Origin of the sequence: Gluconacetobacter diazotrophicus PA1 5 (assembly GCF_000021325.1) — a bacterium.
GTDB lineage: Bacteria > Pseudomonadota > Alphaproteobacteria > Acetobacterales > Acetobacteraceae > Gluconacetobacter > Gluconacetobacter diazotrophicus.
The window spans coordinates 1,861,299-1,885,014 of sequence record NC_011365.1 but is presented as its reverse complement, the minus strand read 5'-3'; the positions used below and the strand labels follow the sequence as shown (position 1 = coordinate 1,885,014).

Genomic DNA, 23,716 nt, shown 5'->3' with positions numbered 1-23,716 from the left:
CGGATCATGATCACACGCCTTAACCGCCAGATGCTCGCTCTGACGAGCATGCTCCTGCTTAGCGCCTGCACGGTCGGTCCGGACTATCACAAGCCCGATCTCGCCAGCGTGCCGCACTGGCATCGCGGCCTGCCGGATGCCGAAAGCCATCCCGAGGAAAGCCCCGCCGATCCGCAATGGTGGACGATCTATCGCGATCCGGTGCTGACCGCGCTGGAACAGCAGGTCGCGTCCGCCAATCTGGATCTGCGCGCGAGCGCCTATCGTCTGGCGGAGAGCCTGGCCGAGCGGCGGATTGCGAGCGCGGCACAGTTCCCACATGTGGAGGGGAATGCCTCCTATGCACGCGAGCGGGCCAGCACCAACGGTATCCTCGGCCTGCTTGGCACGCTGGAGCGCGCCGGCGCGGGCGATGTCGCCAGCGGCGCGCAGGGCTTCGGCCCTGTGGCCGTGCCGGGCACGGTCGGCAATCCGTCCTTCAACCTGCCGCAATACGGCATGAGCGCGTCATGGGAGGTCGATCTCTGGGGTCATGTCCGGCGCCAGGTCGAGGCCGCCAACGCGGCGGTCAAGGCGACGCAGGACATGCAGCGGGATGTCCTGGTCTCGCTGATGGCCGAGACCGCGCAGGATTATCTCGATCTGCGTGGCGTGCAGGCGCAGATCGCCATCGTCGGCCGCAATATCGACACTGCCCGGCACAGCGTTGTCCTGACGGGCCTGCGCTTTGCGCAAGGTGCCTCCACCCAACTGGACGTAGCGGACTCGCGCGGACAGCTCAGCGAATTCCAGTCGCGCCTGCCGATCCTGCAGAGCCAGGAAGTGCATCTGATCAACGCGCTGAGCTTTCTGGTGGCACGCGAGCCGGGTGCGCTCCGGGCGCAGCTCGCCACGCCGGCCCCGATTCCGCCGGTACCCGATGCGGTGCCCGTCGGCCTGCCGTCGGAACTGGCGGAGCGTCGGCCCGATATTCGGATGGCCGAGGAGCAGTTGCATGTCGCCACCGCCAGCATCGGTGTGGCCGTGGCGGATTTCTTTCCGCGCGTGACGCTCTCCGGCAGCCTCGACGTGCAAGCGCTGCAGTTCAGCGGGCTCGGGTCCTGGGCGTCGCGGCAATACGGGTTCGGCCCGACCATGACGCTGCCTCTGTTCGAGGGTGGTCGCCTGACCGGGCAATTGCGTCTGCGCCGGGCGCAGCAGAAGGAAGCGGCGATCACCCTGCAGCGCACCATCCTCAAGGCATGGCAGGAGATCGACGACGCGATGGCCGATTTCTCCGCCGCCCAGCAGCAGCGCGACCGCCTGAAGGAGACAGTGGCCCAGAACGAGACGGCCGTACGTCTGGCCCAGCAGCAATACGTGCAGGGGGCGTCGGATTTCCTGAACGTGCTGACCTTGCAGAACGCGCTTCTGGCCAGCCAGAACCAGCTCGTGCGGTCGACGACGGCAGTTTCGGTCTCGGTGGCCCGCCTGTATCGCGCGCTCGGCGGTGGCTGGGAGGCGCGCTATCCGGTCGCGACGGCCCAGCGGGCGGCCATCCGGCAAGAGGGGCAGGGAGGTCGACAAGGATGATCAAGGTGCGGCTGCCCTCCGAGTTGGGGCATCTGGTCCAGGATGGCGTCAAGCTCGACTGTCATTTCGCGTTTCGGAACTACGTTTACCCCGCTCCCTCACATTGGGGGCGACTCCGGGTGCTCAACCGGATCGAACTGGAGGCCGATGCCGCCTTCAGGCTGGACCATGAAAGGGCGGTCGAGATCGTGACTCTGGTCCTGGATGGCATCGTCGTGGCGCTGGTGGATGGTCTTGGCGACAGCCTGTTGAAGCCGGGCGATTGTCATGTTGTCAGTGCTGGCGATGGCGTGGCCCTGGCAACGTGGAAAACCGGCGGCGCGCCGGCGACGGTGCTTCAGCTCTGGCTGGCGCCCGAAGAAGAGGGCGGCGCCCCGCAAATCGGCCTGCGCCGCAGTGAGGATCGCTTCGGGCATCAGCATGCCCTGCTGGCCAGCGGCTTTCCCGCCGACGATCCGGAGGAAACGGATCAGGGGCGGTCGGGTGACCCGCTGCCGCTAAAGGCCCGTGCCCGCGTGCTTCGGCTCACGCTCCCGGCCGGCGAACAGGCCGTCGTCCCCACCTATGCGGACCGCTGTGTCTATGCTCTCGTCGCAGAGGGACGCTTGGAAATCCTTGGGCACAACGCCGATGCGGGTTGCGGTATCGCGGTTACCGGATTCGAAACGATCCACGTGCATGCGCTCGAACCCTCGACTCTTATCGTCTGCGATTCCGACTGAGCGAAAGGAGACACGCATGAAGCTCTGCCGTTACGGCGAACCGGGACAGGAACGTCCGGCGCTGGTGACCCGGGACGAAGTGCCCGATCCCCAGGATCTGGTATCTGGCTCGAAGTGAACGGTCGCCGGATGCAGGCCGGCAATACAAGGACGATGATCTTTTTCGTGGCTGAGATCATCGCGTATGTCAGCCGTTACATGACGCTGATGCCGGACGACGTCATCGCCACGGCAACCCCTCCGGGCGTCGGGATGGGGATGCGGCCGGAGCCCGTCTATCTCCAGTCTGGAGGCGTCGTGGAATTCGGCATTGATGGGCTTGGCCGGCAGAGGCAATGTGTGGCCTGATGCGCTCCGCGCCCGCGCCGGATCTGGATGAACAGAAGGAAAAAGCAAGATGAATGAGATTCTGGATACGATGTTCGCGCGGCGCGCGACGAAACGCTTCGACGCAAGTCATGAGATTCCGGACGAGACTCTGGCCGCCATCTTGCATGCGGCGCGGACAGCGCCTACCGCATTCAATATTCAGAACTGGCGGTTCCTGGTGGTGCGAGACCCGGCCGTGCGGGCCGAGATCAAGAAAGTGGCATGGCACCAGCCCCAGATCGAGGAATGCTCTGCACTCGTCGTCCTGTGCGCGGACATGCATGCCTATGCGAAGGATCCGGGTCGATACTGGAAGGATGCGCCAGAGGCGATGCGCGAGAAATACGTCGGCATGATCACTCAATTCTACGAGAACAATCCGGCGATGCAGCGGGACGAAGCATTCCGCTCTGCCGGTATGACGGCGTATGCCCTGATGATGGCGGCCGCCGCGCACGGCTATGACACCTGCCCTATGGACGGGTTCGATTTTGAGCAGGTCTCGGAGATCATTCGCCTACCCAAGGACCATGCGCTGGTCATGTTCGTGGCGGTCGGAAAGGGGGTAGGCGAACTGCCACCGCATGGCGGACGGATCCCCGACGCCGACGTGATTGTCTATGATCGTTTCTGAACCGAGCCTCTTGACGTTCAGGCAACATGTTAAAGACATGATCGAAACTGAAAGATACTACCGATGTGCCGACAAGCGCCAACATGCCGCCCAGTGCGGTGGATATTACACTTTTCAGCTTCATGAATGCGCCTGTCAGCCGGATGGTTCGCGAAACCTGACTTAGTTCGGCTTGGCCATGCTGTCCTGCGGAGCGGCCATCGCGTCCTTCTTCATACCGTGATGCGCCATGCCGCCATGCTTCTTCATGCTATCATGAGACATGCCGTTATGCGACATCGCATTCGGGGCCATCGTGTTATGCGCCATGCCGTTCTTCGGCATGCTGTCATGTGCCATCGAGTTTGGCGCCATCTGTTTCGGGGCCATGGCATCGTGCGACATGGCGTCCTGTGCGTGAGCGACGCCACCCAGAGCGACGACGGACGAGAAAGCGGCGGCAATGGCGATATTGCGAATAGACATGGTAATTTCCTGATCTGTCGATGATGTGGAGGCGGAAACATTCCGCCTCTCTGCTCTATTCTTCGATGAGGCATGTCGTCGGGTTACAGGGACGCGTCTTTTTTTATGACCCGCCAAACCAGTCGTAACCCTGATCTTCCCAGTAGCCGCCCGGAAAGCGATTGGTGACTTCGATGGACGCGAGATATTTCGGATTTTTGTAGCCGAGCTTCGTTGGAATCCTGACCTTCATCGGCGCGCCATAGGCAGGCGGAAGGGCACGGTCTCCATAGTCCAGCGCCAGAATGGTCTGCGGATGCAGCGCGGTCGCCATGTCGATGCTGGTCGAATAATCGTCGAAGCAGCGAAAATTGACATATTTCGCACGCAGATCCGCGCCGACCTTTTGCAGGAACATCGAAAGCGGCACGCCGGACCAGTCGCCGATCGCACTCCATCCCTCGACGCAGATATGGCGTGTAATTTGCCGTTTCTGCGGCAGCGCGCGGAACTGCGCGAGCGACCACGGGCGTCTGTCCGACACCAGACCGCCGACGTCCAGGCGCCAGCCAGCGGGATCGACAGTGCGAACCTCGCTCTCGTCGTAATAGGCGTTGAACGGAAAAGGATGCGTGATCCTGGATGCGTCGAATTCCCGCGCGAGCCGCTGGCGGCTGAACAGCAGGGCCTGCATCCGGTCGGTGAAACGCGACATCGCGCTGAGCGCACGCTCCACGGACGGCTCGTCGTCCAGCGCACAGCCGGACAGCATCGACAGTCCACCAAGCGACAGGGCGCCTTTGAGCATCAGACGGCGCTCGATCCGGCGCAGTTCGGGGGCGATCGCCGAGCGATCGAGGCGGTTGTGACTCATCGGGCGCCCCCTTCCTGAACGCTCACTTCCGGCGCCGCGCTGGGACGACGGCCGAACACCATGCCGAACAGGGTCGACGGCACGAGCAGGGCGAGCGCGATGTGAATGACGAGAAAGGCGACGATCAGCGTCATCATCGCGAAATGAATGCGGCGGGCGACATCGTAACCGCCGAACAGCCATGTCAGCCATCCAAGCTGCACCGGCTTCCAGATGGACAGCCCGCTTGCAACGGTCAGCAGGGCGACAATCAGCACGCCCGTATAAAGCAACCGCTGGATGGCATTGTAATGACCGGCGGCATGGGACAACCTGAAGCGCAGCGCCTGCGCCATATCACGACCGATGGCGCGCGGGCCGACGGGCCGCAGATCGCGGCGGAAATGCCCCGACAGCACGCCATACCCCAGGTAGACGACGCCGGCAGCCATCAGCACCCACATCGCCGCGAAATGCCAGGCGATCCCGCCGCCCAGCCAGCCACCCAATGTAGCCCAGGCCGGGAATTCGAAAGGCAGAATGGGCGAGGCATTATAGATCTGCCAGCCACTGCCGATCATGGCGAGCATCGACAATGCGCCGATCCAATGGGTGATGCGAATAAAGGGCGATGGCGTGCGACGCGGCCGCACGCGGCGTGATGAGAGCATGTCCGGGCTTTCCGACTGAATGGTCAGGCGTTGATGCGGATGCATTCGTCGGTCAGGCGCGAAAGGTTACAGTTTCCGCCATGTCCTGACGGAAATGGAAAATTCTTCCCACCCGCGTAACCGGACAGGGAATTTTCGCGAAGAACGCTGTGACAACCCAAAACAAGGGGGACACAGCATGACATCCCGCCGCCAATTCTTTCTTGCCGCCGTTGCCATGGCGGTGTTCGGTCGTGCACGGGCCGCCGAGCATTATCCTGTCACGCATACCGACGCCGAATGGCACCGCCTGCTGACGCCCGCGCAATACACCGTGCTGCGCGAGGCAGGCACCGAAATGCCGTATTCGAGCCCATTGCTGACCGAGCATCGCCCCGGCCGCTTCGCCTGTGCCGGATGCGACACGGCAGCCTTCGACGCGCGCACCAAGTTCGAAAGCGGCACAGGGTGGCCGAGTTTCGACAGCGCGCTGCCGCACGCCGTGCAGGAACGTGGCGATGACAGCCTGGGCATGGAGCGCACGGAGGTGCGATGCGCGACCTGCGGCAGTCATCTTGGCCACGTGTTCGATGACGGGCCTCAGCCAACCGGCCTGCGCTACTGCATGAACGGCGTGGCACTTTCATTCCATACGGCCTGAAGGAGCTGGAATCATGACACGATCAGGATTTTTCGGCGTTTCCCTGGTGGCGCTGACCACATTCGGCGCCGCCTGCCACACGGCAATGGGCGAGCCCGGCCCCCGTATTCTTCCGGCGCCCGTTCTGACGGAACCGGCGCCCGCGACGCACCATGCAAGCGCCGTCTTCGCGGGTGGCTGCTTCTGGGGCGTGCAGAGCGTGTTCGAACATGTCCGTGGCGTGACCGCGACCCGCGCGGGTTTCGACGGCGGCGCGCGCGACACGGCGGATTATGAGACCGTCAGCAGCGGCGATACGGGACACGCAGAGTCAGTTGAAGTCGACTTCGACCCAACGCAGGTCAGCTACGGCACGTTGATGCGCATCTTCTTCTCCGTCGCCCTCGACCCGACACAGGTGAACCGCCAGTTCCCGGATGACGGCACGCAATATCGCTCCGTGCTCTACACCCGCTCCGCGCAACAGTTACAGGAAGCGCACGCCTATATCGCACAGCTCGACGCGGCGCATGTCTTCGCGCGGCCCATCGCAACACAGGTGGCCCCGGATCATGGATTCTACCCGGCCGAGGCAGATCACCAAAATTTCGCGGCCCGCTATCCGGATCATCCGTATATCGCTACATACGACGCACCACGGATCGAGGCGCTGCACGCGTTGTTCGCGTCGTCCTGGCGCCCGCAGCCTGTGCTGACGCTGGCCGACGATGGCGGGAGCGGACTCTCGCCGTAAGCAGGGACGGAGGGTTCGTGACGGAAGCGGATTGGAGCCGCTGGATGGCAGCGGCTCAGGCCGGCGATGCCGACGCCTATCGCCGCGTGCTCGCCGAGGCGCAGACATGGCTGAGACGCTTCTTTCTCCGGCGTCTGCCGCTATCCATGGTTGACGATGCAGTACAGGACACGTTGCTTGCCGTTCACGAGAAACGGCATACATTCAATCCGTCCCAGAAGTTCGGCCCCTGGATCGCGGCGATCGCTCGATACAAGTGGATCGATCGGTTGCGGGCCGCCAGCCGGGCGAATGATGCGCCGCTCGACGACGATCTGCCGGTGCAGGATCATGAGGAGCAGGTGACGACGGCCTATGCGCTGGAGCGCCTGCTCGGGCAGTTGAAGCCAGCGCAGGCGGAAGCCATCCGCCTCGTCAAGCTGCGCGGGTTGAGTATCGAGGAGGCGGCACGCCGAACGGGACAGTCCGTCACGCTGGTCAAGGTCAACATTCATCGCGGTCTGACCCGCATGAATGCTTTAGTAATGCGAGGTAGTGATGTCGACTGATCCCCTGATCGATCGGCTCGCGACCGGCCTGCGGCCCGTCAGACGGCGGACGCCGTGGCGGGACGCGACGATCCTGTTGGCGCTGGGCGTGATCGAGATCGTCTTCGTGCTGAAGCTGGGCCTGATGCGTCCGGACATGCCGCACGCCATGGGGATGCCGAGCTTCTGGTGGAAGGCCGCAAGCCTGGCCGTGATTGCCGCCGTCGGCGGGACCACGGCGCTGCTGTCGCTCGATCCCACACGCTCACCGCGACGAGGTCTGCGCATCGTGGGCATGCTCGCCCTCGCGGCGCTCGCGTTCGGCTGGCTGGTGGACGTGCTTCAGGCCGGCCCCGCCGTGCTCTGGCAGCGACTCGATCCGGCGCATGGCATCGTCTGCGCGCGGAAAATCGTGGAATTGTCCCTGCCGGCGGTGCTGGCGCTCGGCCTGTTCGCGCGGCGCGGCGCCCCGGTGGATGCGCGCGGCACGGCCTGGGCAGTGGGGATCGCCGCCGCGGCCTTTGGCGCGCTGGCCTTCGCGCTGGCCTGTCCGTTCGATGACCCGCTTTATGTCGCCGTCTGGTATTCGGCGGCCTGCAGCGTCGTGACACTCGTGACACGTCTGATCCTGCCGCCACTGACCCGCTGGTAGGGTGAACAACACCGCCATCCTGGTCCGGATGGCGGCCGAGGGCCGGTTTTCAGCGGGACCGGTCCACGAAACATCAGCCCTGGGCGAGCCGATCCTGCGTTTTCGTCTCGAAGTCGGACGCATCATGGCGTTCGTGCAGCTGGCTTGACGGCTCGCCGACCATACGGTTGACCATTCGACCACGCCGGACGGCCGGGCGTTCGAGCAGCCGGTCCGCCCAGGCCCGGACATGCGGATAGTCCTGTACGTTCAGGAACGTGGCGGCATCGTTATACATCCAGCCCTCCACGAGGCCGCCATACCACGGGAAGATCGCCATGTCGGCAATCGTGTAGTCGTCGCCCGCGATGAACGGGCTTTCGGCAAGTCGCCGATTGAGAACGTCGAGTTGACGCTTGGCCTCCATGGTGAAGCGGTTGATCGCGTATTCGATTTTTTCCGGCGCATAGGCATAGAAGTGCCCGAAGCCGCCACCGATATAGGGGCCGCTTCCGACCTGCCAGAACAGCCAGTTGAGACACGCCGTTCGACCCGCAATATCCTTCGGCAGGAACGCATCGAATTTCTCGGCGAGATACAACAGGATGGAGCCGGACTCGAAAATATTCAGCGGCTGGGCCAGACTATGGTCCACGAGTGCCGGGATCTTGGAGTTCGGGTTGACGTCGGTAAAACCGGAACCGAACTGATCGCCCTCCCCGATCTTGATCAGCCACGCATCATACTCGGCGCCCGCATGACCCGCCGCCAGCAGCTCTTCCAGCATGACCGTGACCTTCACGCCGTTCGGCGTCCCCAGCGAATAGAGCTGGAGCGGATGGCGGCCGACAGGAAGCGCCTTCTCATGCGTGGGGCCTGCAACCGGGCGGTTGGTTCCGGCAAATTTGCCGCCGTTGGGCGCATCCCAGGACCAGACTTTCGGCGGCACATACGGACTGGACGGGGCCATTGGACGATCCTTTCGCGATTACAGCGGGAAATTCGAGGGAAACAGGGCGCGACGGGCCTGTTCGTCCATCTCGGTTTTGAAGTCGTGTGTGGTCATGAGCGTCCCGACGCGCCCGACAGCGGGACGCCCGGCCATACGGGTCATGAACGCGGTCAGGTTCGGCCAGCGCGCGAGGGCGCGGTCGTCCTTCAGCACGCGCGGCACGCGATCGAGCCATCCCCAGGCGGACATATCGACGATGGTGTAGGACTCGCCGACGAAGAACGTCCGGTCCTTCATGCGGTCGTCGAGAATTTGAAGATGGCGCTCCGCCTCGCGGCGATAGCGGTTGATAGCGTAATCTAGGCCTTCCGGGGCGGCATACTGGAAATGCACGGCCTGCCCGAAATACGGACCGATCCCGGTCGCGACGAGCATCAGCCACGAGAGGAGTTCGGGCCTGTCGGCGTCGGTGCCGAGGAACTGTCCCGTCTTTTCGCCCAGGTAGAGCAGGATGGCTGTGGAATCGAAGACCCGCGTCTCCGGACCGCCCGGGCCATTCGTATCGACGATGGCGGGGACCTTGCCGTTCGGATTGATTTTCAGAAACCACGCCGCATGCTGTTCGCCCTTGCGGGTATCGACCGGAATGGCCTCGTAGGGCAGCCCGGCCTCTTCGAGAAACAGGGCGACCTTGGCGGGGTTCGGCGTCGGGTGAAAATAGAAGCGGATCATGAGAATTCTCGTATCTTAGAGGGGATGCCACTTGCTGCGGCGTCCCCACTGGCGGTGCGGAGTGCTCAGACTCCAGTAGCGCCGCCGTCGACGATCAGGTCAATGCCCGCGATATAGCTGCTTTCGCTGGACGCGAGGAACAGCGCTGCCGCGGCGAGTTCTTCCGGCCGGCCCAGACGCTGCATCGGCACAGCGGAAGCCCATTTCGCGCGCACGGCGTCTGCGCCGTCCGGCGTATCGGCCTGTCCGTCCATGATCGGAGTATCGAACGGGCCGGGGCTGATGGCGTTCACCCGGATGCCACGCCCCAGAAGTTCGGCCGTCCATGTTCTGACGAAGCTGCGGACGGCGGCCTTGCTAGCGCTGTAGGTTCCGTAACCCGGCACGCCCTTGTTCGCCGCGATGGACGACAGGATGATGACCGAACTTCCTTCCGTCAGAAGCGGCAACGCCCGCTCGACGGTGAAATAGAGACCGCGCACGTTCACATCGAACGTTCGGTCGAAATTCTCTTCCGTCGCGTGATCGAGCGTCTGAGGCAGGACGATGCCGGAATTGGCGACGAGGACGTCGATCCGGCCCTTGTCCTGTCGGATCTTGTCGAACAGGCGCTCGAGATCGACGTTGTCGCGGACGTCGCCCTGGTGACCTTGCCCCCTGAAATGCCCTCGCATTGAAGTAAGGTCTGTCCACTGGAGACAGACGATGAAGAAAGCGCGATTTACGCAGGACCAGATTATCGGGGTCCTGAAAGAGCATCAGGCGGGCGCTACGGCTGCGGATCTGTGCCGCAAGCACGGGATCAGTGACGCGACCTTCTACACCTGGCGGTCGAAATACGGCGGGATGGAGGTGTCGGAAGCGCGGCGCCTCAAGGCTCTTGAAGAAGAGAACGCGAAGCTGAAGCGGCTTCTGGCGGAGAGCGTGATGGACGTCTCGACGCTGAAGGAACTACTGGCAAAAAACTCGTGACGCCCGGTTTGCGGCGGGAAGCCGTGACCTGGGCGATCCGGGAGAAAGAGTATTCGCAGCGACGGGCCTGCCGGCTGATCGGCATGGACCCGAAGACCTGGCGCTATGCGTCACGCCGCCCGGATGATGCCGCAGCGCGCGGGCGGCTGCGCGAACTGGCTGGGGAGCGACGGCGATTTGGCTACCGGCGACTGCATATCCTGCTCGGCCGGGAAGGAATGACGATGAACCACAAGAAGCTGTTCCGGCTGTATCGCGAAGAGGGGCTGTCGGTCCGCAAGCGTGGCGGCCGGAAACGGGCGCTGGGCACGCGCTCGCCGATGATGCTGCCCGACGGGCCGAACCAGCGCTGGAGCCTGGATTTCGTCTCGGATGCATTGAACAACGGACGGCGCTTCCGGGTGCTGACGGTGGTCGACGACTACACGCGCGAATGTCTGGCGCTGGTGGCGGACACCTCGTTATCAGGCGAACGCCTCGGTCGTGAACTCGACCGGATCGGCGAGCATCGCGGCTGGCCGCTGATGATCGTTAGCGACAATGGCACCGAGATGACATCGAACGCGATCCTGGCCTGGCAGCAGAAGCGATCGGTGCTGTGGCACTATATCGCACCGGGCAAGCCGCAGCAGAACGGGTTCGTCGAGAGCTTCAACGGCCGGTTCCGCGACGAATGCCTCAATGAGCATCTGTTCCGTAACATCGCCCACGCTCGGACGGTCATCGAGGACTGGCGGGCCGACTACAACGCCGTCAGGCCTCACACCAGCCTCAATGGCATGACGCCAGAGGCTTTCGCTCAACACGCCACCAAGGCATACAACAATACACAGACCCTAACTCAAAACTGAGGGCACGTTCGGGGCAGGGTCAAGCCGCGACGGCGGCCTGTGCCGTCCGCGCCGACTGGATGAGCAGGAAGGTCGCTAGCACGCGGTGATCGGCGCTGTATCGCTTCGGGGGCCGGCCGGTCGCGATCATTCGCCGCAGGACAGAGCTGGCACCGCCTTCGATCTGCCCCAGAGCATGCTCGCTCTTTCCGTCGCGGCCGTAGAACCAATCCCGGCAGGCTTGATGCTTGAGGCTCGCTCCTGTGACGATTCTGCCGGAGCGTAAGTTGTAAAGGCCAACCGATGAGCCATCGACGGAGAAAAATCGCAGCAGGAACTGTGGCACGAAGTGATGGCTCTTATTCAGCGGCATCAGGTTTGAATCCCTTTCGAAGCCCATAGCGCCAAGCCTGGCCGTTTATACAGGTTAACCGCCGCCATTTCCAAAGAGCGGACGTTCACGCGAAACGTAACTAATGTCGTGGTCTGGTCGATAGTCGTCATGAACGTGGAAGCTGCAAATGACTGCTTTCAATCATCCCTTCCCAATAGCCGACATTCTGCTGCCCCCCATAGAAGTCGTCACTCCTCGGTGCTGGGAGCTCCATTCGGCAGTTTTACTCTCCGGTTAGCTTATGACCACGACGCTGCCGTTACAGGCAGTCGCCTCTCATCATCAATGACGGTTACGCGGGAGGACAGGCTGTCCGACCATGCCCAGAAGACGAGGTTTCTGTCATTTTCTGTCGCTCCAGGGGCAAAGCTCGGGACGATGACGCCAGCAGTTCCATTCGCCATGAGTGCCTTAGCTAGTTCCCATGACGGCGGTGTCTTGCCCTGGTCAGCGAGGTTTTCCCAAGGACAGGCCAAGATGGCAGGTGAGAAGTCCAGGTTGTTAAAATTGGAGAGATCGGTCAGATCGAGGACTGGTTCGCTATCGACGTCATAAGCGCAGATGGTCAAAGGTTGCGGTTTGAATGGGAAACCCTGCTGGGCTTCGAGCCATGCAGTCTCCATCCGAAGTGACGTGTAAAGGGCAGGTGTGCCAATCGGGTTGAAGCGTCCTCCGTGAAGAGCCGCACCGTCGCCTGATAACGGGGTGAAAGACCAGCGGGGATTGTGAGCCCTGAATACCCGTCCGGTAAACCTCACGCGTAACCGCCGGTTGCAATCCGATCCAGATAGCGCCGGACGGCATCGGCGCGTCCTTCCCGAACAAGCGCTTCGGCAGTCTGATCACCGAAGGAGGGTAGGGGTTGTGACCGGTACCATGCGAAAGCCTGTTGGGCCGAGCCCGCCCATGGCCGGACGCGATTGAGGATCTCGACCATGTCGCGCAGTCTCGCTTGGGTGGCGGGGCGGCCGAGGCGTGCGCTTTTGGAGACGGCGTCACGTGACAGGCCCAGTGTTATGGCCAGTTCACCCCTTGTGATGTGTAGGATATTGCTCAGCCGTTCCGCGGCGACCAGTCCTGATTGATCGAAGGCGTCGGAGAGGAATGTGGTCTCAGACATGACCGGGTGCCTCATATATTGACCATGATATGGGATCATATATGAGGCGGATTGCCTATGGCAAGGATTTCAATTGGATATGCCCATGCGCTTTGGCATGGTGACTTTGTCATGCGGCGAGACAGGGTATCTCTCGATCCACCAATCGCAAGTATCGTTGGTTGTCTTCCCCCGCAACCATGAATTCCAAATGAAATCAAACGCTTAGGCCGCCCCTCGGGCGGCCTTTGGCGTTTCTAGCCCACCAACTGGAATCATATAGGAATCAAACGGGAGAGAATTCCAGCGTAGCAGGTGGACGCATCGAGTGTGGCGCCAGAGGGTCGGGAAGCGTACGAATCGGGATGCGATTCTCAGGTTGCGGTGGAATCCGGACCTAATCTCTGGAGGGTGATGTACCAAAGTCGCCTTCCAGTCCGTCCTGGTTTTGATGGTGCGCCGTTCGTGCCACCTCTATGAAGGCGCGCAGCGTAGCGGGAATGTGTCGCCGACCATGATAACAAAGGAAAAAGCCGGGCATTATCGGACACCAATCCTCTAGAACGCGGATCAGGCTTCCTTCCCGAAGGTATTCTTCGACAAGGCTTTCATAGACATAGGCAATACCCACGCCATCTAATGCGCCTTGCAGCATCAAAATGTGCTCATCGACAATGAGTGGACCTCTGATCGTCAGTTCATAAGTTTCAGCATCTTTTGCGAATGTCCAAGTGCGGAGGACGCCGCTGGGATAGCTGCGTCCGATACATGCATGATTGTGTAACTCGCCAGGGTGCCGGGGGACTGATCGATCAGCAAAATAAGACGGGGCTCCCACGACAGCAAAGCGTCTTTGCGGGCCGACCGGAACTGCAATCATATCTTGTTCCAATCGTTCGGTGATGCGGATACCAGCATCGAAGCCTGCTGCGACAATATCCACGAGACCGTCATTGGTGACGACTTCTAGCGTGATGTCGGGATACTCGGACATAAAACGACCGAGCAAAGGTCGAATAACGAGTTCGGCGGCGCTTCTGGGAACATTCAGCCGCAAGGTGCCTCTTGGTTTGTCCCGAAGGGTATTTATTTGCTCATAGGCTTCGGTCAGTTCGCCCAAGGCCGGGGCAACGCGATGAAGAAATTGCTCGCCGGCAGCTGTAATCCGAACGGTCCGGTTGGTGCGATTGAATAATCGGATACCAAGTGACGTCTCCAAATCACGAATGATATGGCTCAGGGCGGAGGCGCTGATGCCGCGTTCAGCGGCTGCTTTGCGGAAGCTGCGATGCCGCGCGACCGCAACAAACGTTTCGAGCGCTGTTATGCTGGGACGGATCATAGATGAGATATTCCTCATCATTCAGATGAAAATAATGACTATTTTGTCAGCTTTGTAGCTGTGGCTCAATCGATAATCGAACGGCACTCGAATGCTGTCCCACACAGCTTGTCGTGGGCATAGCCGGTGTAAGCGAATGGGACACAAAGCGATGGATTATGGACGGTTAGGAAAAACGGGCCTTCAAATTTCAAGACTATGTCTTGGCTGCATGACATATGGCGTCCCGGAACGTGGTGGCCATCCGTGGACGTTGAACGAAGAAAACAGCCGTCCATTGATCCGGCAGGCCTTGGAAATGGGCATTAACTTTCTCGATACGTCCAACAGTTACTCGGACGGGACATCGGAAGAGATCGTGGGGCGTGCGATACGCGACTTTGCTCGTCGCGAAGATATCGTGCTGGCGACAAAGGTTTTCTTTCCCAGGCGCGCGGTCCCGAATGCTGGGGGGCTTTCCCGTAAAGCGATCATGAACGAGATCGACAACAGCCTGCGTCGCCTGGGTACTGATTACGTCGATCTCTATCAGATCCATCGATGGGATCCCGCAACACCGATAGAAGAGACGATGGAAGCCCTGCACGACGTCGTAAAGGCAGGTAAGGCCCGATATATCGGCGCGTCCTCCATGTATGCGTGGCAGTTCGTCAAGGCGGTCTATACGGCTCGTCTTAATGGTTGGACCGAGTTCGTCAGCATGCAAGACCATTTCAATCTGCTCAATCGCGAAGAAGAGCGTGAAATGCTGCCATTCTGCCAGGATCAAGGCATCGGCATCTTACCTTGGAGTCCGCTTGCACGCGGACGTCTCGCAAGAGATTGGAATGAAAACACGTATCGACAAGAAACCGACAATTACGGCTCGACGCTTTACGCGAAAGCGATGGACGCCGATCGGGCGGTGATCGAGGCGGTGGGTTTGATCGCAAAGCAGCGTGGGGTATCCCGCGCGCAGGTCGCGCTGGCGTGGGTCCTGCAAAAACAGGGCATAAGCGCTCCTATCATAGGCGCTTCAAAGCCAGGTCATTTGAATGACGCTCTGGCGGCGCTCTCTATCCGTTTGACGGCTGATGAAATCGCGGCGCTGGAACAGCCCTACATTCCGCACCCAGTTGTCGGATTTTAGCGGTGTATTGCCTTCATGTTTCGATTATTGCGAGGTAACGACATGGTTGTTTTCCCGACAGAACAGGCTGTTGGTCTCAATCGCCGCCAGATTGGCGATGTGATCGTCACGGTCCTGAACGATGGGTATCTTGATTTGAATTTCAGTCTTCTGGACGGCATATCGCCACCCGGCGCGGAAGAAATGATGCGGGCGGTCCACCGCCCCCCGCAGGCGAGACTCAGTGTAGGAGCCTATGTTGTTCAGGATGGGCGGAAGACGGTTCTCATAGATACTGGCGCTGGCGGCTTTAACGGCTGGGGAGGGCGGCTCCGTTCGGCACTTTTGGCGGCCAATATAGAACTGGATGACATTGATGCTGTGTTGCTGACACATGCACATCCCGATCATATCGGAGGGTTGGCAGCGGCGGGAGAAACGCCTGTGTTCAAAAACGCGGAACTGATTCTCTCCCAGCATGAATATGAATTTTGGACGGATGAAAAATATTCATTTGGAATTCCAGACAATGCCCGTCCTAAATTCATGCTGGCTCGTAATGCATTGGCGGCTTACCGCGCTCGCATGACCCTCGTGACTGCGGGCGAAGTCCTTCCGGGCATAGAGTTTGTGCCGCTTCCGGGCCACACGCCCGGACATGGCGGCTATCGGATCAGTTCAGGCGGTTCCAGTCTCTTGATATGGGGCGATATTGTCCACTTTCCCGATATTCAGATACCGTATCCAGACGTCACCATCGCTTTTGACGTGGATCCGGTAGAGGCTTGTCGGACAAGGCATCGGACGCTTGATATGGTCGCATCGGGCGGTGAACTCGTTGGTGGCTTGCATCTTAATTTTCCCGGTTTCATTCGAATCCTTAAAGAAAACGGGAAATACAGCTTCTATGAAGAGCCATGGTGTCCTGCGATCATCTGAAACATGCACGGAAAAGTTTACGATTATGGCTTCAACATCCGCGATCTTCGGCGAGTGATCGCGGTTGCGGAGCATCGTAGCCTGCGTCAGGCGGCTCTGGCCTTGGAAGTCGATCAGGGCACGCTGACGCGCTCCATCCAGGCGTTAGAGCATGCGCTTCGCATTCCCCTGTTCGAGCGAATGCGGACCGGTGCGCAACTCACGGCGGCGGGTGTGGCGTTCACGAAGATAGCCGCCTCCGTGCTGGATGGCATGGACGAAGCCATGCTGCATCTACGCCTGCGGCATAACGGGGTGGTGGGCAGGCTCCGCCTTGGTGTGCAGGTGTCCTTTGGCAACGGTGTGGTGGCCAACCTTCTTGAACGGTATCAGACCGTATGCCCCGATGTGGACCTCCAAATCATGGACGGCCCACGCGAGATTTTGCTGCGGGATGTGGCGGCCTCCCGCCTCGACGCCGCGATCGTCATAGCGGGCGAGGGCTGGGCCGCCCGAGGCGTCCCGCTGGGGCCGGAAAGAGTGCTGGTGGCTATCGCGCGGGATCACCCCCTCGCGGCGCGGGCGGCGGTGATGTGGCCCGGCCTGTCACATTGTCTCCTGACGCTCCCGCGTCGTGGTGCAGGCATGGAGCTTCGCAAGCTCGTGCTGCTGCATGGCATTCTGCCCGAGCGTATCATATTTCACGACGCCGCCATCGACCGGCTGCTGGCGCTTGTCCGTCACGGGGATAAGATTCTGCTCGTGACGGAAGGTGCTACGGGTATCAGAATGGATGGCGTCGTCTTCCGGCCCATCATGGATGAAAGCGGCCCGACGACAGTCGATCTCACCCTGTGCTGGCGGGATGGAGAAAGCGATCCTGTTCTCGCCCGCTTTATCGAATTGGCGCGGCACCATCATGAGGATGACGTTTCTGTCCCCGGTGTCGGAGGTGTCTGACGCATGGCGGGAATATCGAGCGGGATGTCGTCACGAAACGACCGCCCCTGAGACAGCCGCCGTCCCAGCGTGTCCAGAAACCGGGCAAACCGTTCCTGACCCAGCGCATTGGCGGCGGCCTGGGCTTCGGCGGGCAGGGGCGGCATCTGTCCCAGCCAGAAGCGGATGAACAGGGCGTGTGTTTCCAGCGCGATCATCAGGTCACGCTCCTGGCGCTGCATCTGGCGCGTGAGCCGGTCTAGACGTCGTGTCAGGGCGGCTTCGCTTTTTGCGGCGCTATCGGGTGACAGGAGCGAGGCGACTGCCGCTTCCACCACGGCGGAGCGCGTCACCTTCCGACGCGCGGCAAGGTCACCGATCTGCGAGATCATGGCGACGGGCAGGGAGACGTTCAGGCGGTCACGCATGGAAACCCTCCATGAAAAGCCATGATGTGACCGAAAAACTTTTCCTGGAACAAGACCGAAACTGCGTCGAGTGTACCGAGGCGGGCGACAGCGTGAAAAGAACGGGCAGCGTGGTTCACATGCTGATCCCAAGATCGCGTTTGCGGTCATGTCGCCAGTCGACTCCCCCGTCATCACGGGCGACGCCATCGACATAACGGTCGTGCTGCTTTTCCAGCGACGGTGCCCAGGGCACAAGCTGGAAGCCCATACCGTTGTCGATCATGGCGAAGCGCCCGGAGGACAGGCTGAGACGTTTCACATACTGGCCGGTGACGAAATGGCCCGGAATGCTGCGCTCGTAGGTCAACCCGCTTTCCTGCGCGAGCTTTGCGCCCACCTGATCGAGTTCCTGCTGACGCAGCGTTGCCAGAAGGTTGCGCTGGTAGCGTGCTGATCCGTCCTGTTGGAATGACGCCAACCCGCGATCCGCAAGATGCCGGGTGCGCTCCTGCATCGCCTGCCGCACCTCGGCCCCGAACCCGGTGCGGGCAAGGTCCATGGGCTTGCGTTCCACCAGTCGATGATCCAGCCATGTTGCCCCCGGCGCTTTCACCTGGGCGGCAAGGTCCAGATCGGAACGCGCGGACAGGACCAGATAACTGTAGAAGTCTCGACTAAATCTGACGGATGGTGTCTGCTGAAGCTCAACCAGGGCTGCGGCGGGGGCGGAGTGGCCGGGCGACGCAGCCCCCGCCGCAGCCATCGGAGGATATCCTCATGACCCGTGACCAGAAGATCATCCGCGCCAAAGTTGGCCTGCTGGAACTATCGAAGCAACTGGGCAACGTCTCCCAGGCCTGCAAGATGATGGGGTATTCGCGCGACAGCTTCTACCGCTTCAAGGAGCTCTACGACAAAGGCGGCGAAATCGCGCTCCAGGAACTCTCCCGCCGCAAACCCTTGCTGAAAAACCGCGTCGAGCCGGCGGTTGAGGAAGCAGTGGTCGCGATCGCCATCGAACAACCGGCCTGGGGCCAGGCCCGCGTGGCCAACGAACTGCTCAAGCGCGGCGTCACCGTCTCTCCTTTCGGGGTGCGCAGCATCTGGCTGCGCCACGACCTCGCTACCATGAAGCTCCGCCTCAAGGCGCTCGAAGCCAAGATGGCCCAGGAACGGCTGATCCTCACCGAAAGCCAGCTTGCGGCCCTGGAGAAGGCCAAGGCCGACAAGGAGGCCTGGGGCGAGTTCGAGACCGAATGTCCCGGCTATTGCGGCGCCCAGGATACCTTCTATGTCGGCACCCTGAAGGGCGTCGGTCGCGTCTACCAGCAGACCTTCGTCGATACCTACAGCAAGGTCGGCTTCGCCAAGCTCTATGACCGCAAGACCCCGGTTACCGCTGCCGACCTGCTCAACGACCGCGTCATCCCCTTCTTCGAGCTGCACGATCTCCCGCTCCAGCGCGTGCTGACCGACCGGGGCACCGAATTCTGCGGCTCTCATGACCGCCATGAATACGAACTCTATCTGGCGGTGGAGAACATCGACCATACCCGCACCAAGGCGCGCAGCCCGCAGACCAACGGCATCGTCGAGCGCTTCCACAAGACCATGCTCGACGAGTTCTATCGTGTCACTTTTCGCCGCAAGATCTACGACAGCATCCACGAACTCCAGGCAGACCTCGACGAATGGATGGATGACTTCAACCGCAATCGCACCCACCAGGGACGATACTGCTTCGGCAAAACCCCGATGCAAACCTTCCTTGACGCAGCCCACCACGCCCGCGAAAAAGATATCGGGCGCCACGTCGAACACCACATGAACGCGTAGCATCCACGCCGGCCACTTCAAGCCGTCCGTCAGATTAAGTGCAAACTTCTACAAAACAGGAGCACCCAGGCTCGACGCGCCGCAGGCATTGGTGCTCGAACGCGAGCCTCAGGCCGATACCGGACGGTATGACGCCCTGCGCGGGGAGGCCCGTCATGCGTCATGATCCCGCGGCCGGTGCCCTCGTCGTCATGCTGCGCGGCCTGCGGATGTATGGCATGGCCCAGGCCACGGCCGAACTGACCGAACAGGGTGCGCCGGCATTCGAGGCCGCCATCCCCGTCCTCTTCCAGCTTTTGAAGGCGGAACTCGCCGAGCGAGAGGTGCGCTCCATCGCCTATCAAACCAAGACTGCCAGGTTCCCGGCCTACAAAGATTTGGCAGGGTTCGATTTCTCGGCCGCCGAGGTCAACGAGGCCATGGTCCGTCAACTCCATGCCGGGGATTTCATCGACCGTGCCGACAACGTCGTCCTCATTGGTGGACCAGGAACCGGCAAGACCCATCTGGCCACCGCACTTGCCGTGCAGGCGATCGAACATCACCGCAAGAAGATACGGTTCTGGTCCACGGTCGACCTCGTCAACGCCCTCGAACAGGAAAAAACCGCCAATCGCGCAGGACAGATCGCGGAACGTCTCCTGCGCCTCGATCTCGTGATCCTGGACGAACTTGGCTATTTGCCGTTCAGCGCATCAGGCGGTGCCCTGCTGTTCCATCTCCTCAGCCGTCTCTACGAGCGCACCAGCGTCATCAATCTGAGCTTCAGCGAATGGGGCGAAGTCTTCGGTGATCCCAAAATGACGACAGCCCTGCTCGATCGCCTTACCCACCACTGTCATATCCTCGAAACCGGAAATGACAGCTACCGGTTCCGCGCAAGCTCCGCCGCCCCCAGGAACCGGAAGGAAAAGGCAACCGCTTGACCAGCCCATAAAACATAGCAGAGATAACCAAAGGCCGGGTCAGTTCTCGATGAAAACCCAGGGTCAAATCTCAGCAGAAATTAACAGCCAGGATGGCGATGGTTCTGGGCGTAGGCATTCCGGCCTCCATGTCCTGATCCGCCCTGAAATGGCAGAATATGACGTGATACGTCAATTGAAGACGAAGCGTGGGCGGCACACTCTGACCTCACGACATGGAAAGGACATCCCGAAATGACCATCGGTACGATCAGCGTTCCCGACACCGCTCTGGCCCACGAAATCACTGAACTGGTGCGCGATACGGCGGGCGATCTGCTGTTTCACCATTCCAGTCGCGTCTTCTATTTCGGCGGGCTGGCTGGTCAGCATCGCGGCCTACGCTTCGATCCGGAACTGCTTTATGCCGGAGCGATGTTCCACGACATGGGACTGACCCACACGCATAGCAGTGCCCATGAACGCTTCGAAGTCGATGGCGCCAATGCGGCGAGGGACTTCCTGTACCGCCATGGGATTGCGCAATCCGACATAGATCTGGTGTGGACGGCGATCGCGTTGCACACGACGCCGGGGATCCCGCAACACATGCATCCCGTCGTGGCGCTGGTGACCGCAGGTGTGGAAATGGACGTGCTGGGACTGACCTATCCCGAATACAGCGATCAGGAACGCGAGGCGGTGGTGCGGGCGCATCCACGTGGCGCGCATTTCAAGGAAGATATCATCCAGGCCTTTTATGACGGGATCAAGCACAAGCCGGAGACGACATTTGGCAACGTGAAGGCCGACGTCTTGGCCGACAAGGATCCGCATTTCCACGCGGGAAATTTCTGTAGTGTCATCCGCCGCTCGGCGTGGGCAGGGTGAGGGCGCTGTTGGCGGAGGAAAATCCGCCGGCAAGGGCGCGAAGCGTGCTTAGAAAACCTGGATGATAAGCAAAACGATGCCGACGGTGGATCTTATTAATCGGGCGTTCAGCAAGCGTGATGCTCCGGTAATCTATGACTGGATCATGATGGGGGCATCAACTGGGCGCAGCCTTTGTGGTGTTTGCTGCCGCATGGGCTCACGATGCAAAGGGTACTTATGCGTCAGCCTTCATGATTGCCAGCCTGCCCGAGCTGTTTGCAGCGGGATGTCATTCTGCGCAGGCAGGGTCACAAGGTTGAGGTAATCTCCACATGACATGTAAAGCGTGAGCGCTCTACAAGCGAACGCCCCCCACTATAAAAATTGATGCCGCCCGCCTTGATCTGACGAAGCACGTTTTTCAAGTTCACGGTGCGCGCAGGATGATGCGCCCTCTGACCTTGCCGTCCAGCAATGCTGTAGCAGTGGCCGGTGCGTCTGCCAGGGGGATTTCGGTGACCATGGCTTCCAGTTTCGCGGGGTCGATCAGTTCGGCCAGCCGGCGCCATGCGGCCAGGCGCCGCGGGCGGGGGCACATCACGCTGTCGATGCCAACCAGCGTGACCCCGCGCAGGATGAAGGGGGCGACCGTCGTCGGAAAATCCATTCCGGCGGCCAGCCCGCATGCGGTCACCACACCGTCGGGCAGCATGGCGGCGCAGACATTCGCCAGCACCGCTCCGCCCGCGACATCCACCGCTCCGGCCCAGCGCGCTTTTTCCAGCGGGCGGCTTGGTCCGGAAAACCCGTCGCGCGGCAGGACCTCGGAGGCACCCAGTTCGGTCAGGTAGTCCTGTTCCCCTGGGCGGCCGGTCACAGCCGCGACGTGATAGCCCAGGCGCGCGAGCAGCATGACGGCCACGCTGCCCACGCCGCCGGCCGCTCCCGTTACCAGCACGGGACTGCGATCGGGCGTGATGCCCTGGTGTTCCAGCGCCAGCACGCACAGCATGGCGGTATAGCCCGCCGTGCCGATGGCCATCGCCTGGCGCGTGGTGAAGGCGTCGGGCAGCGGCACCAGCCACTCCCCCTTCACGCGGGCCCTTCCGGCCAGGCCGCCCCAGTGCTTCTCGCCCACGCCCCAGCCGTTCAGCACCACGCGGTCGCCTGGGGCAATGCCGGGATGGGCGGAGGTTTCCACCGTGCCGGCGAAATCGATGCCGGGGACCATCGGAAACTGCCGCACGACGGGGCCGCGGCCGGTGATGGCCAGTGCATCCTTGTAATTCAGGGTCGACCATTCGACGCGCACTGTCACGTCGCCGTCAGGCAGCCGGTCGTCGGCCACCGGCCCGACATGGACCGATTGTGTTCCGTCTGCGGTTTTTTCGATCATCAGGGCGTCGAACATGTCACGGCTTCCTTTCCATATAGACCGATCGTCTACAAAATAATATGTATAGGCTCTGGCGGTTTGTGCGCCCCTATCGGGCTTCGATCAGGGCCAGGAACCCGTCGAGGAACAGGGTGAGCGGCTGCGGTCCACGTTCCAGCCGGGCGCGCAGGACGGCGCCTTCCCACCCCGTCCAGAAAAACGCCGCCTGCGCTGCGGCTGTCGGGCTGCCCCATTCCTCCAGGCAGGCGACCAGGCGTGTCTCCCAGCCCTTCAGCACGTCGCGCAGGGCTTGGCGGTAGGCGTCCGGCAGAATGGCGAGATCCTGCCCAAGATTGCCGACCAGACAGCCGCGCCGGAAATCATGCCGAGCCATACCGGCCGTCGCGTCTGCGACGAAATTGCGCAGGCGATCTAGCGGTGCCACCTGCCGGTCCGTCAGCCAGCGATCCAGCTTGGCATTGAAATAGGCGGCGTAGGTTTCGATCAGGATGAGGCCGAATGCCTCCTTGCTGTCGAAATAATAATAGAACGACCCTTTCGGCACGCCCGCCCCGCGCAGCAGCCCCTCCAGCCCGGTGGCCGCGAATCCCTGCTCCGTCAGGGCGACGACTCCTGCGCGGATCAGGCGATCGCGCGTCTGCCCATAATCGTCGGCCAATTTCGGGGGGCGTCCGCGTCGGCGCGGGATAGGGTCAGCATCCATGGAATGATAATTAGACCGATCGTCTATATTAAACAATACGCATGGTGCGGCGAATTATCACAAGCGTGACATCCCGGAGCTGCGCCGCGCGGGGGCCTCCCAATCGTTCAGAAAGAGACGTGTTTCGGGGTTCAGGAGGGACGTGGCGCAGCAGGTTGGGCGCATTGCGGCCCGGATCACCCAGCCAGCAGGTGAATATGTCCTGTCGCCGTCATTGATGGCCCGAGCGGACCAGAGCGCGGTTCCAGCAGATAGACCAAGGCGTGCGCACCGTGGCCCGGCAGGTGCAGCGGGTTGGCGGTGTGGCTGAGGCCCCCGCTAAAAAAGGCAGACCGTGAGGCCGCTACTCTCGATGTTCCGGGCAAAGCTCCTGGCAGTTTGTTATGAATGGCCTGACATCAAGCCAGCCGAAACGCTGAATGATTGAGCATCCTGTCGTCGGTTCGTGGTTTTTTTATCCACGAACCTGCGCCGGAGTGCGCGGCATTCGTGTGGTTCCGACGCCTGTTGG

29 protein-coding genes are annotated in these 23,716 nt (G+C 61.4%); 15 read left to right on the top strand and 14 right to left on the bottom strand.

Annotation, left to right across the window (positions count from 1 at the left end):
• Positions 1 to 6: 6 nt before the first annotated feature.
• The 4 genes from GDIA_RS08525 to GDIA_RS08510 all read left to right on the top strand — a co-directional run bounded on the left by GDIA_RS08525 (position 7) and on the right by GDIA_RS08510 (position 3,297).
• Complete coding sequence (locus GDIA_RS08525) at positions 7 to 1,572, top strand: efflux transporter outer membrane subunit (RefSeq protein WP_012553931.1); 1,566 nt, start codon at positions 7 to 9, stop codon at positions 1,570 to 1,572.
• Positions 1,569 to 2,294 (top strand): pirin family protein, encoded by a 726-nt coding sequence (locus GDIA_RS08520; protein ID WP_012553930.1) that lies wholly within the window; start codon positions 1,569 to 1,571, stop codon positions 2,292 to 2,294. The genes GDIA_RS08525 and GDIA_RS08520 overlap by 4 nt, the downstream gene beginning before the upstream one ends.
• A 129-nt stretch (positions 2,295 to 2,423) precedes the next feature.
• Entirely contained in the window at positions 2,424 to 2,642 is a 219-nt protein-coding gene (locus GDIA_RS18080; protein WP_049762894.1) for a fumarylacetoacetate hydrolase family protein, read from the top strand.
• Positions 2,643 to 2,691: 49 nt separating this feature from the next.
• The gene (locus GDIA_RS08510) at positions 2,692 to 3,297 is read left to right on the top strand and encodes a nitroreductase family protein (protein ID WP_012553929.1); all 606 of its coding nucleotides are present in this window, start codon (positions 2,692 to 2,694) and stop codon (positions 3,295 to 3,297) included.
• 162 nt (positions 3,298 to 3,459) lie between these two features.
• Here the strand turns inward: GDIA_RS08510 and GDIA_RS08505 are convergent, their stop codons facing one another.
• The 3 genes from GDIA_RS08505 to GDIA_RS08495 all read right to left on the bottom strand — a co-directional run bounded on the left by GDIA_RS08505 (position 3,460) and on the right by GDIA_RS08495 (position 5,265).
• Positions 3,460 to 3,762: a pentapeptide MXKDX repeat protein gene (locus GDIA_RS08505; RefSeq protein WP_012553928.1), complete on the bottom strand. Its 303-nt coding sequence runs from the start codon at positions 3,760 to 3,762 to the stop codon at positions 3,460 to 3,462.
• 103 nt (positions 3,763 to 3,865) lie between these two features.
• Complete coding sequence (locus GDIA_RS08500; RefSeq protein ID WP_012553927.1) at positions 3,866 to 4,615, bottom strand: molybdopterin-dependent oxidoreductase; 750 nt, start codon at positions 4,613 to 4,615, stop codon at positions 3,866 to 3,868.
• Positions 4,612 to 5,265, bottom strand: coding sequence for a cytochrome b/b6 domain-containing protein (locus GDIA_RS08495; protein ID WP_012553926.1), 654 nt, complete (start codon positions 5,263 to 5,265; stop codon positions 4,612 to 4,614). Before GDIA_RS08495 ends, GDIA_RS08500 begins: the two co-directional genes overlap by 4 nt.
• A 178-nt stretch (positions 5,266 to 5,443) precedes the next feature.
• Here GDIA_RS08495 and msrB point away from each other — a divergent pair, with 178 nt between their 5' ends.
• From msrB to GDIA_RS08475, 4 genes are read left to right on the top strand one after another with little or no spacing between them, the layout of a single operon-like run.
• On the top strand, positions 5,444 to 5,905 hold the full coding sequence (msrB, locus tag GDIA_RS08490) for a peptide-methionine (R)-S-oxide reductase MsrB (RefSeq protein ID WP_012553925.1): 462 nt from the start codon (positions 5,444 to 5,446) through the stop codon (positions 5,903 to 5,905).
• Between the two features lie 13 nt (positions 5,906 to 5,918).
• Positions 5,919 to 6,638: a peptide-methionine (S)-S-oxide reductase MsrA gene (gene msrA / locus GDIA_RS08485; RefSeq protein ID WP_012553924.1), complete on the top strand. Its 720-nt coding sequence runs from the start codon at positions 5,919 to 5,921 to the stop codon at positions 6,636 to 6,638.
• 17 nt (positions 6,639 to 6,655) lie between these two features.
• Complete coding sequence (locus GDIA_RS08480) at positions 6,656 to 7,186, top strand: sigma-70 family RNA polymerase sigma factor (protein ID WP_043458827.1); 531 nt, start codon at positions 6,656 to 6,658, stop codon at positions 7,184 to 7,186.
• The gene (locus tag GDIA_RS08475) at positions 7,176 to 7,817 is read left to right on the top strand and encodes an NrsF family protein (RefSeq protein ID WP_012553922.1); all 642 of its coding nucleotides are present in this window, start codon (positions 7,176 to 7,178) and stop codon (positions 7,815 to 7,817) included. The genes GDIA_RS08480 and GDIA_RS08475 overlap by 11 nt, the downstream gene beginning before the upstream one ends.
• 73 nt (positions 7,818 to 7,890) lie before the next feature.
• Here the strand turns inward: GDIA_RS08475 and yghU are convergent, their stop codons facing one another.
• The 3 genes from yghU to GDIA_RS08460 all read right to left on the bottom strand — a co-directional run bounded on the left by yghU (position 7,891) and on the right by GDIA_RS08460 (position 10,154).
• Positions 7,891 to 8,766 carry a glutathione-dependent disulfide-bond oxidoreductase gene (gene yghU, locus GDIA_RS08470; RefSeq protein ID WP_012553921.1) on the bottom strand — a complete coding sequence of 292 codons (876 nt, stop codon included), beginning with the start codon at positions 8,764 to 8,766 and terminating at the stop codon, positions 7,891 to 7,893.
• A gap of 18 nt (positions 8,767 to 8,784) precedes the next feature.
• Positions 8,785 to 9,480, bottom strand: coding sequence for a glutathione S-transferase family protein (locus GDIA_RS08465; RefSeq protein ID WP_012553920.1), 696 nt, complete (start codon positions 9,478 to 9,480; stop codon positions 8,785 to 8,787).
• Positions 9,481 to 9,545: 65 nt separating this feature from the next.
• On the bottom strand, positions 9,546 to 10,154 hold the full coding sequence (locus GDIA_RS08460; RefSeq protein WP_012553919.1) for an SDR family oxidoreductase: 609 nt from the start codon (positions 10,152 to 10,154) through the stop codon (positions 9,546 to 9,548).
• 31 nt (positions 10,155 to 10,185) lie between these two features.
• On the opposite strand from GDIA_RS08460, the gene GDIA_RS08450 reads away from it, so the two are divergent.
• A protein-coding gene (locus GDIA_RS08450) for an IS3-like element ISGdi11 family transposase (RefSeq protein ID WP_157864127.1) occupies positions 10,186 to 11,303 on the top strand; the annotation gives its coding sequence in 2 pieces (ribosomal slippage) (positions 10,186 to 10,438 and positions 10,438 to 11,303; 1,119 coding nt in all).
• Positions 11,304 to 11,322: 19 nt separating this feature from the next.
• Here the strand turns inward: GDIA_RS08450 and GDIA_RS08445 are convergent.
• The 4 genes from GDIA_RS08445 to GDIA_RS18510 all read right to left on the bottom strand — a co-directional run bounded on the left by GDIA_RS08445 (position 11,323) and on the right by GDIA_RS18510 (position 14,117).
• Positions 11,323 to 11,655, bottom strand: coding sequence for a DUF4238 domain-containing protein (locus tag GDIA_RS08445; protein ID WP_043458825.1), 333 nt, complete (start codon positions 11,653 to 11,655; stop codon positions 11,323 to 11,325).
• A 260-nt stretch (positions 11,656 to 11,915) separates the two neighbouring features.
• Entirely contained in the window at positions 11,916 to 12,434 is a 519-nt protein-coding gene (locus GDIA_RS18515; RefSeq protein WP_012553917.1) for an RES family NAD+ phosphorylase, read from the bottom strand.
• A complete protein-coding gene (locus GDIA_RS08440) occupies positions 12,431 to 12,796 on the bottom strand; it encodes an antitoxin Xre/MbcA/ParS toxin-binding domain-containing protein (protein WP_012553916.1) in 366 nt (121 codons plus the stop codon). Before GDIA_RS08440 ends, GDIA_RS18515 begins: the two co-directional genes overlap by 4 nt.
• Before the next feature lie 376 nt (positions 12,797 to 13,172).
• The gene (locus tag GDIA_RS18510) at positions 13,173 to 14,117 is read right to left on the bottom strand and encodes a LysR family transcriptional regulator (protein ID WP_012553915.1); all 945 of its coding nucleotides are present in this window, start codon (positions 14,115 to 14,117) and stop codon (positions 13,173 to 13,175) included.
• A gap of 136 nt (positions 14,118 to 14,253) precedes the next feature.
• On the opposite strand from GDIA_RS18510, the gene GDIA_RS08435 reads away from it, so the two are divergent.
• Genes GDIA_RS08435 through GDIA_RS08425 form a run of 3 tightly spaced genes read left to right on the top strand, consistent with a single transcriptional unit; the run spans position 14,254 to position 17,103 of the window.
• Positions 14,254 to 15,246 (top strand): aldo/keto reductase, encoded by a 993-nt coding sequence (locus GDIA_RS08435; RefSeq protein ID WP_280110225.1) that lies wholly within the window; start codon positions 14,254 to 14,256, stop codon positions 15,244 to 15,246.
• Positions 15,247 to 15,288: 42 nt separating this feature from the next.
• Positions 15,289 to 16,164: an MBL fold metallo-hydrolase gene (locus tag GDIA_RS18505; RefSeq protein WP_012553913.1), complete on the top strand. Its 876-nt coding sequence runs from the start codon at positions 15,289 to 15,291 to the stop codon at positions 16,162 to 16,164.
• Between the two features lie 3 nt (positions 16,165 to 16,167).
• The gene (locus GDIA_RS08425) at positions 16,168 to 17,103 is read left to right on the top strand and encodes a LysR family transcriptional regulator (protein WP_012553912.1); all 936 of its coding nucleotides are present in this window, start codon (positions 16,168 to 16,170) and stop codon (positions 17,101 to 17,103) included.
• Here GDIA_RS08425 and GDIA_RS08420 read toward each other — a convergent pair.
• Both GDIA_RS08420 and GDIA_RS08415 read right to left on the bottom strand, forming a co-directional pair.
• Positions 17,061 to 17,510, bottom strand: coding sequence for a hypothetical protein (locus GDIA_RS08420; RefSeq protein WP_012553911.1), 450 nt, complete (start codon positions 17,508 to 17,510; stop codon positions 17,061 to 17,063). The two genes, GDIA_RS08425 and GDIA_RS08420, sit on opposite strands and share 43 nt — an antisense overlap.
• 115 nt (positions 17,511 to 17,625) lie before the next feature.
• Positions 17,626 to 18,255 carry a DUF3363 domain-containing protein gene (locus GDIA_RS08415; RefSeq protein WP_049762892.1) on the bottom strand — a complete coding sequence of 210 codons (630 nt, stop codon included), beginning with the start codon at positions 18,253 to 18,255 and terminating at the stop codon, positions 17,626 to 17,628.
• 14 nt (positions 18,256 to 18,269) lie between these two features.
• On the opposite strand from GDIA_RS08415, the gene GDIA_RS08410 reads away from it, so the two are divergent.
• The 3 genes from GDIA_RS08410 to GDIA_RS08400 all read left to right on the top strand — a co-directional run bounded on the left by GDIA_RS08410 (position 18,270) and on the right by GDIA_RS08400 (position 21,124).
• Positions 18,270 to 19,328, top strand: coding sequence for an IS481-like element ISGdi10 family transposase (locus GDIA_RS08410; RefSeq protein WP_012222646.1), 1,059 nt, complete (start codon positions 18,270 to 18,272; stop codon positions 19,326 to 19,328).
• Positions 19,329 to 19,483: 155 nt separating this feature from the next.
• Positions 19,484 to 20,254: an IS21-like element ISGdi17 family helper ATPase IstB gene (gene istB / locus GDIA_RS08405; RefSeq protein ID WP_012553910.1), complete on the top strand. Its 771-nt coding sequence runs from the start codon at positions 19,484 to 19,486 to the stop codon at positions 20,252 to 20,254.
• 234 nt (positions 20,255 to 20,488) lie between these two features.
• Positions 20,489 to 21,124, top strand: a complete 636-nt coding sequence (locus GDIA_RS08400; RefSeq protein ID WP_012553909.1) for an HD domain-containing protein — start codon at positions 20,489 to 20,491, stop codon at positions 21,122 to 21,124.
• Positions 21,125 to 21,533: 409 nt separating this feature from the next.
• On the opposite strand, the gene acuI is transcribed toward GDIA_RS08400, so the two are convergent.
• A complete protein-coding gene (acuI, locus tag GDIA_RS08395) occupies positions 21,534 to 22,517 on the bottom strand; it encodes an acrylyl-CoA reductase (NADPH) (RefSeq protein WP_012553908.1) in 984 nt (327 codons plus the stop codon).
• 73 nt (positions 22,518 to 22,590) lie between these two features.
• Positions 22,591 to 23,160: an acrylate utilization transcriptional regulator AcuR gene (gene acuR, locus GDIA_RS08390; protein WP_244455125.1), complete on the bottom strand. Its 570-nt coding sequence runs from the start codon at positions 23,158 to 23,160 to the stop codon at positions 22,591 to 22,593.
• Positions 23,161 to 23,716: the final 556 nt, after the last annotated feature.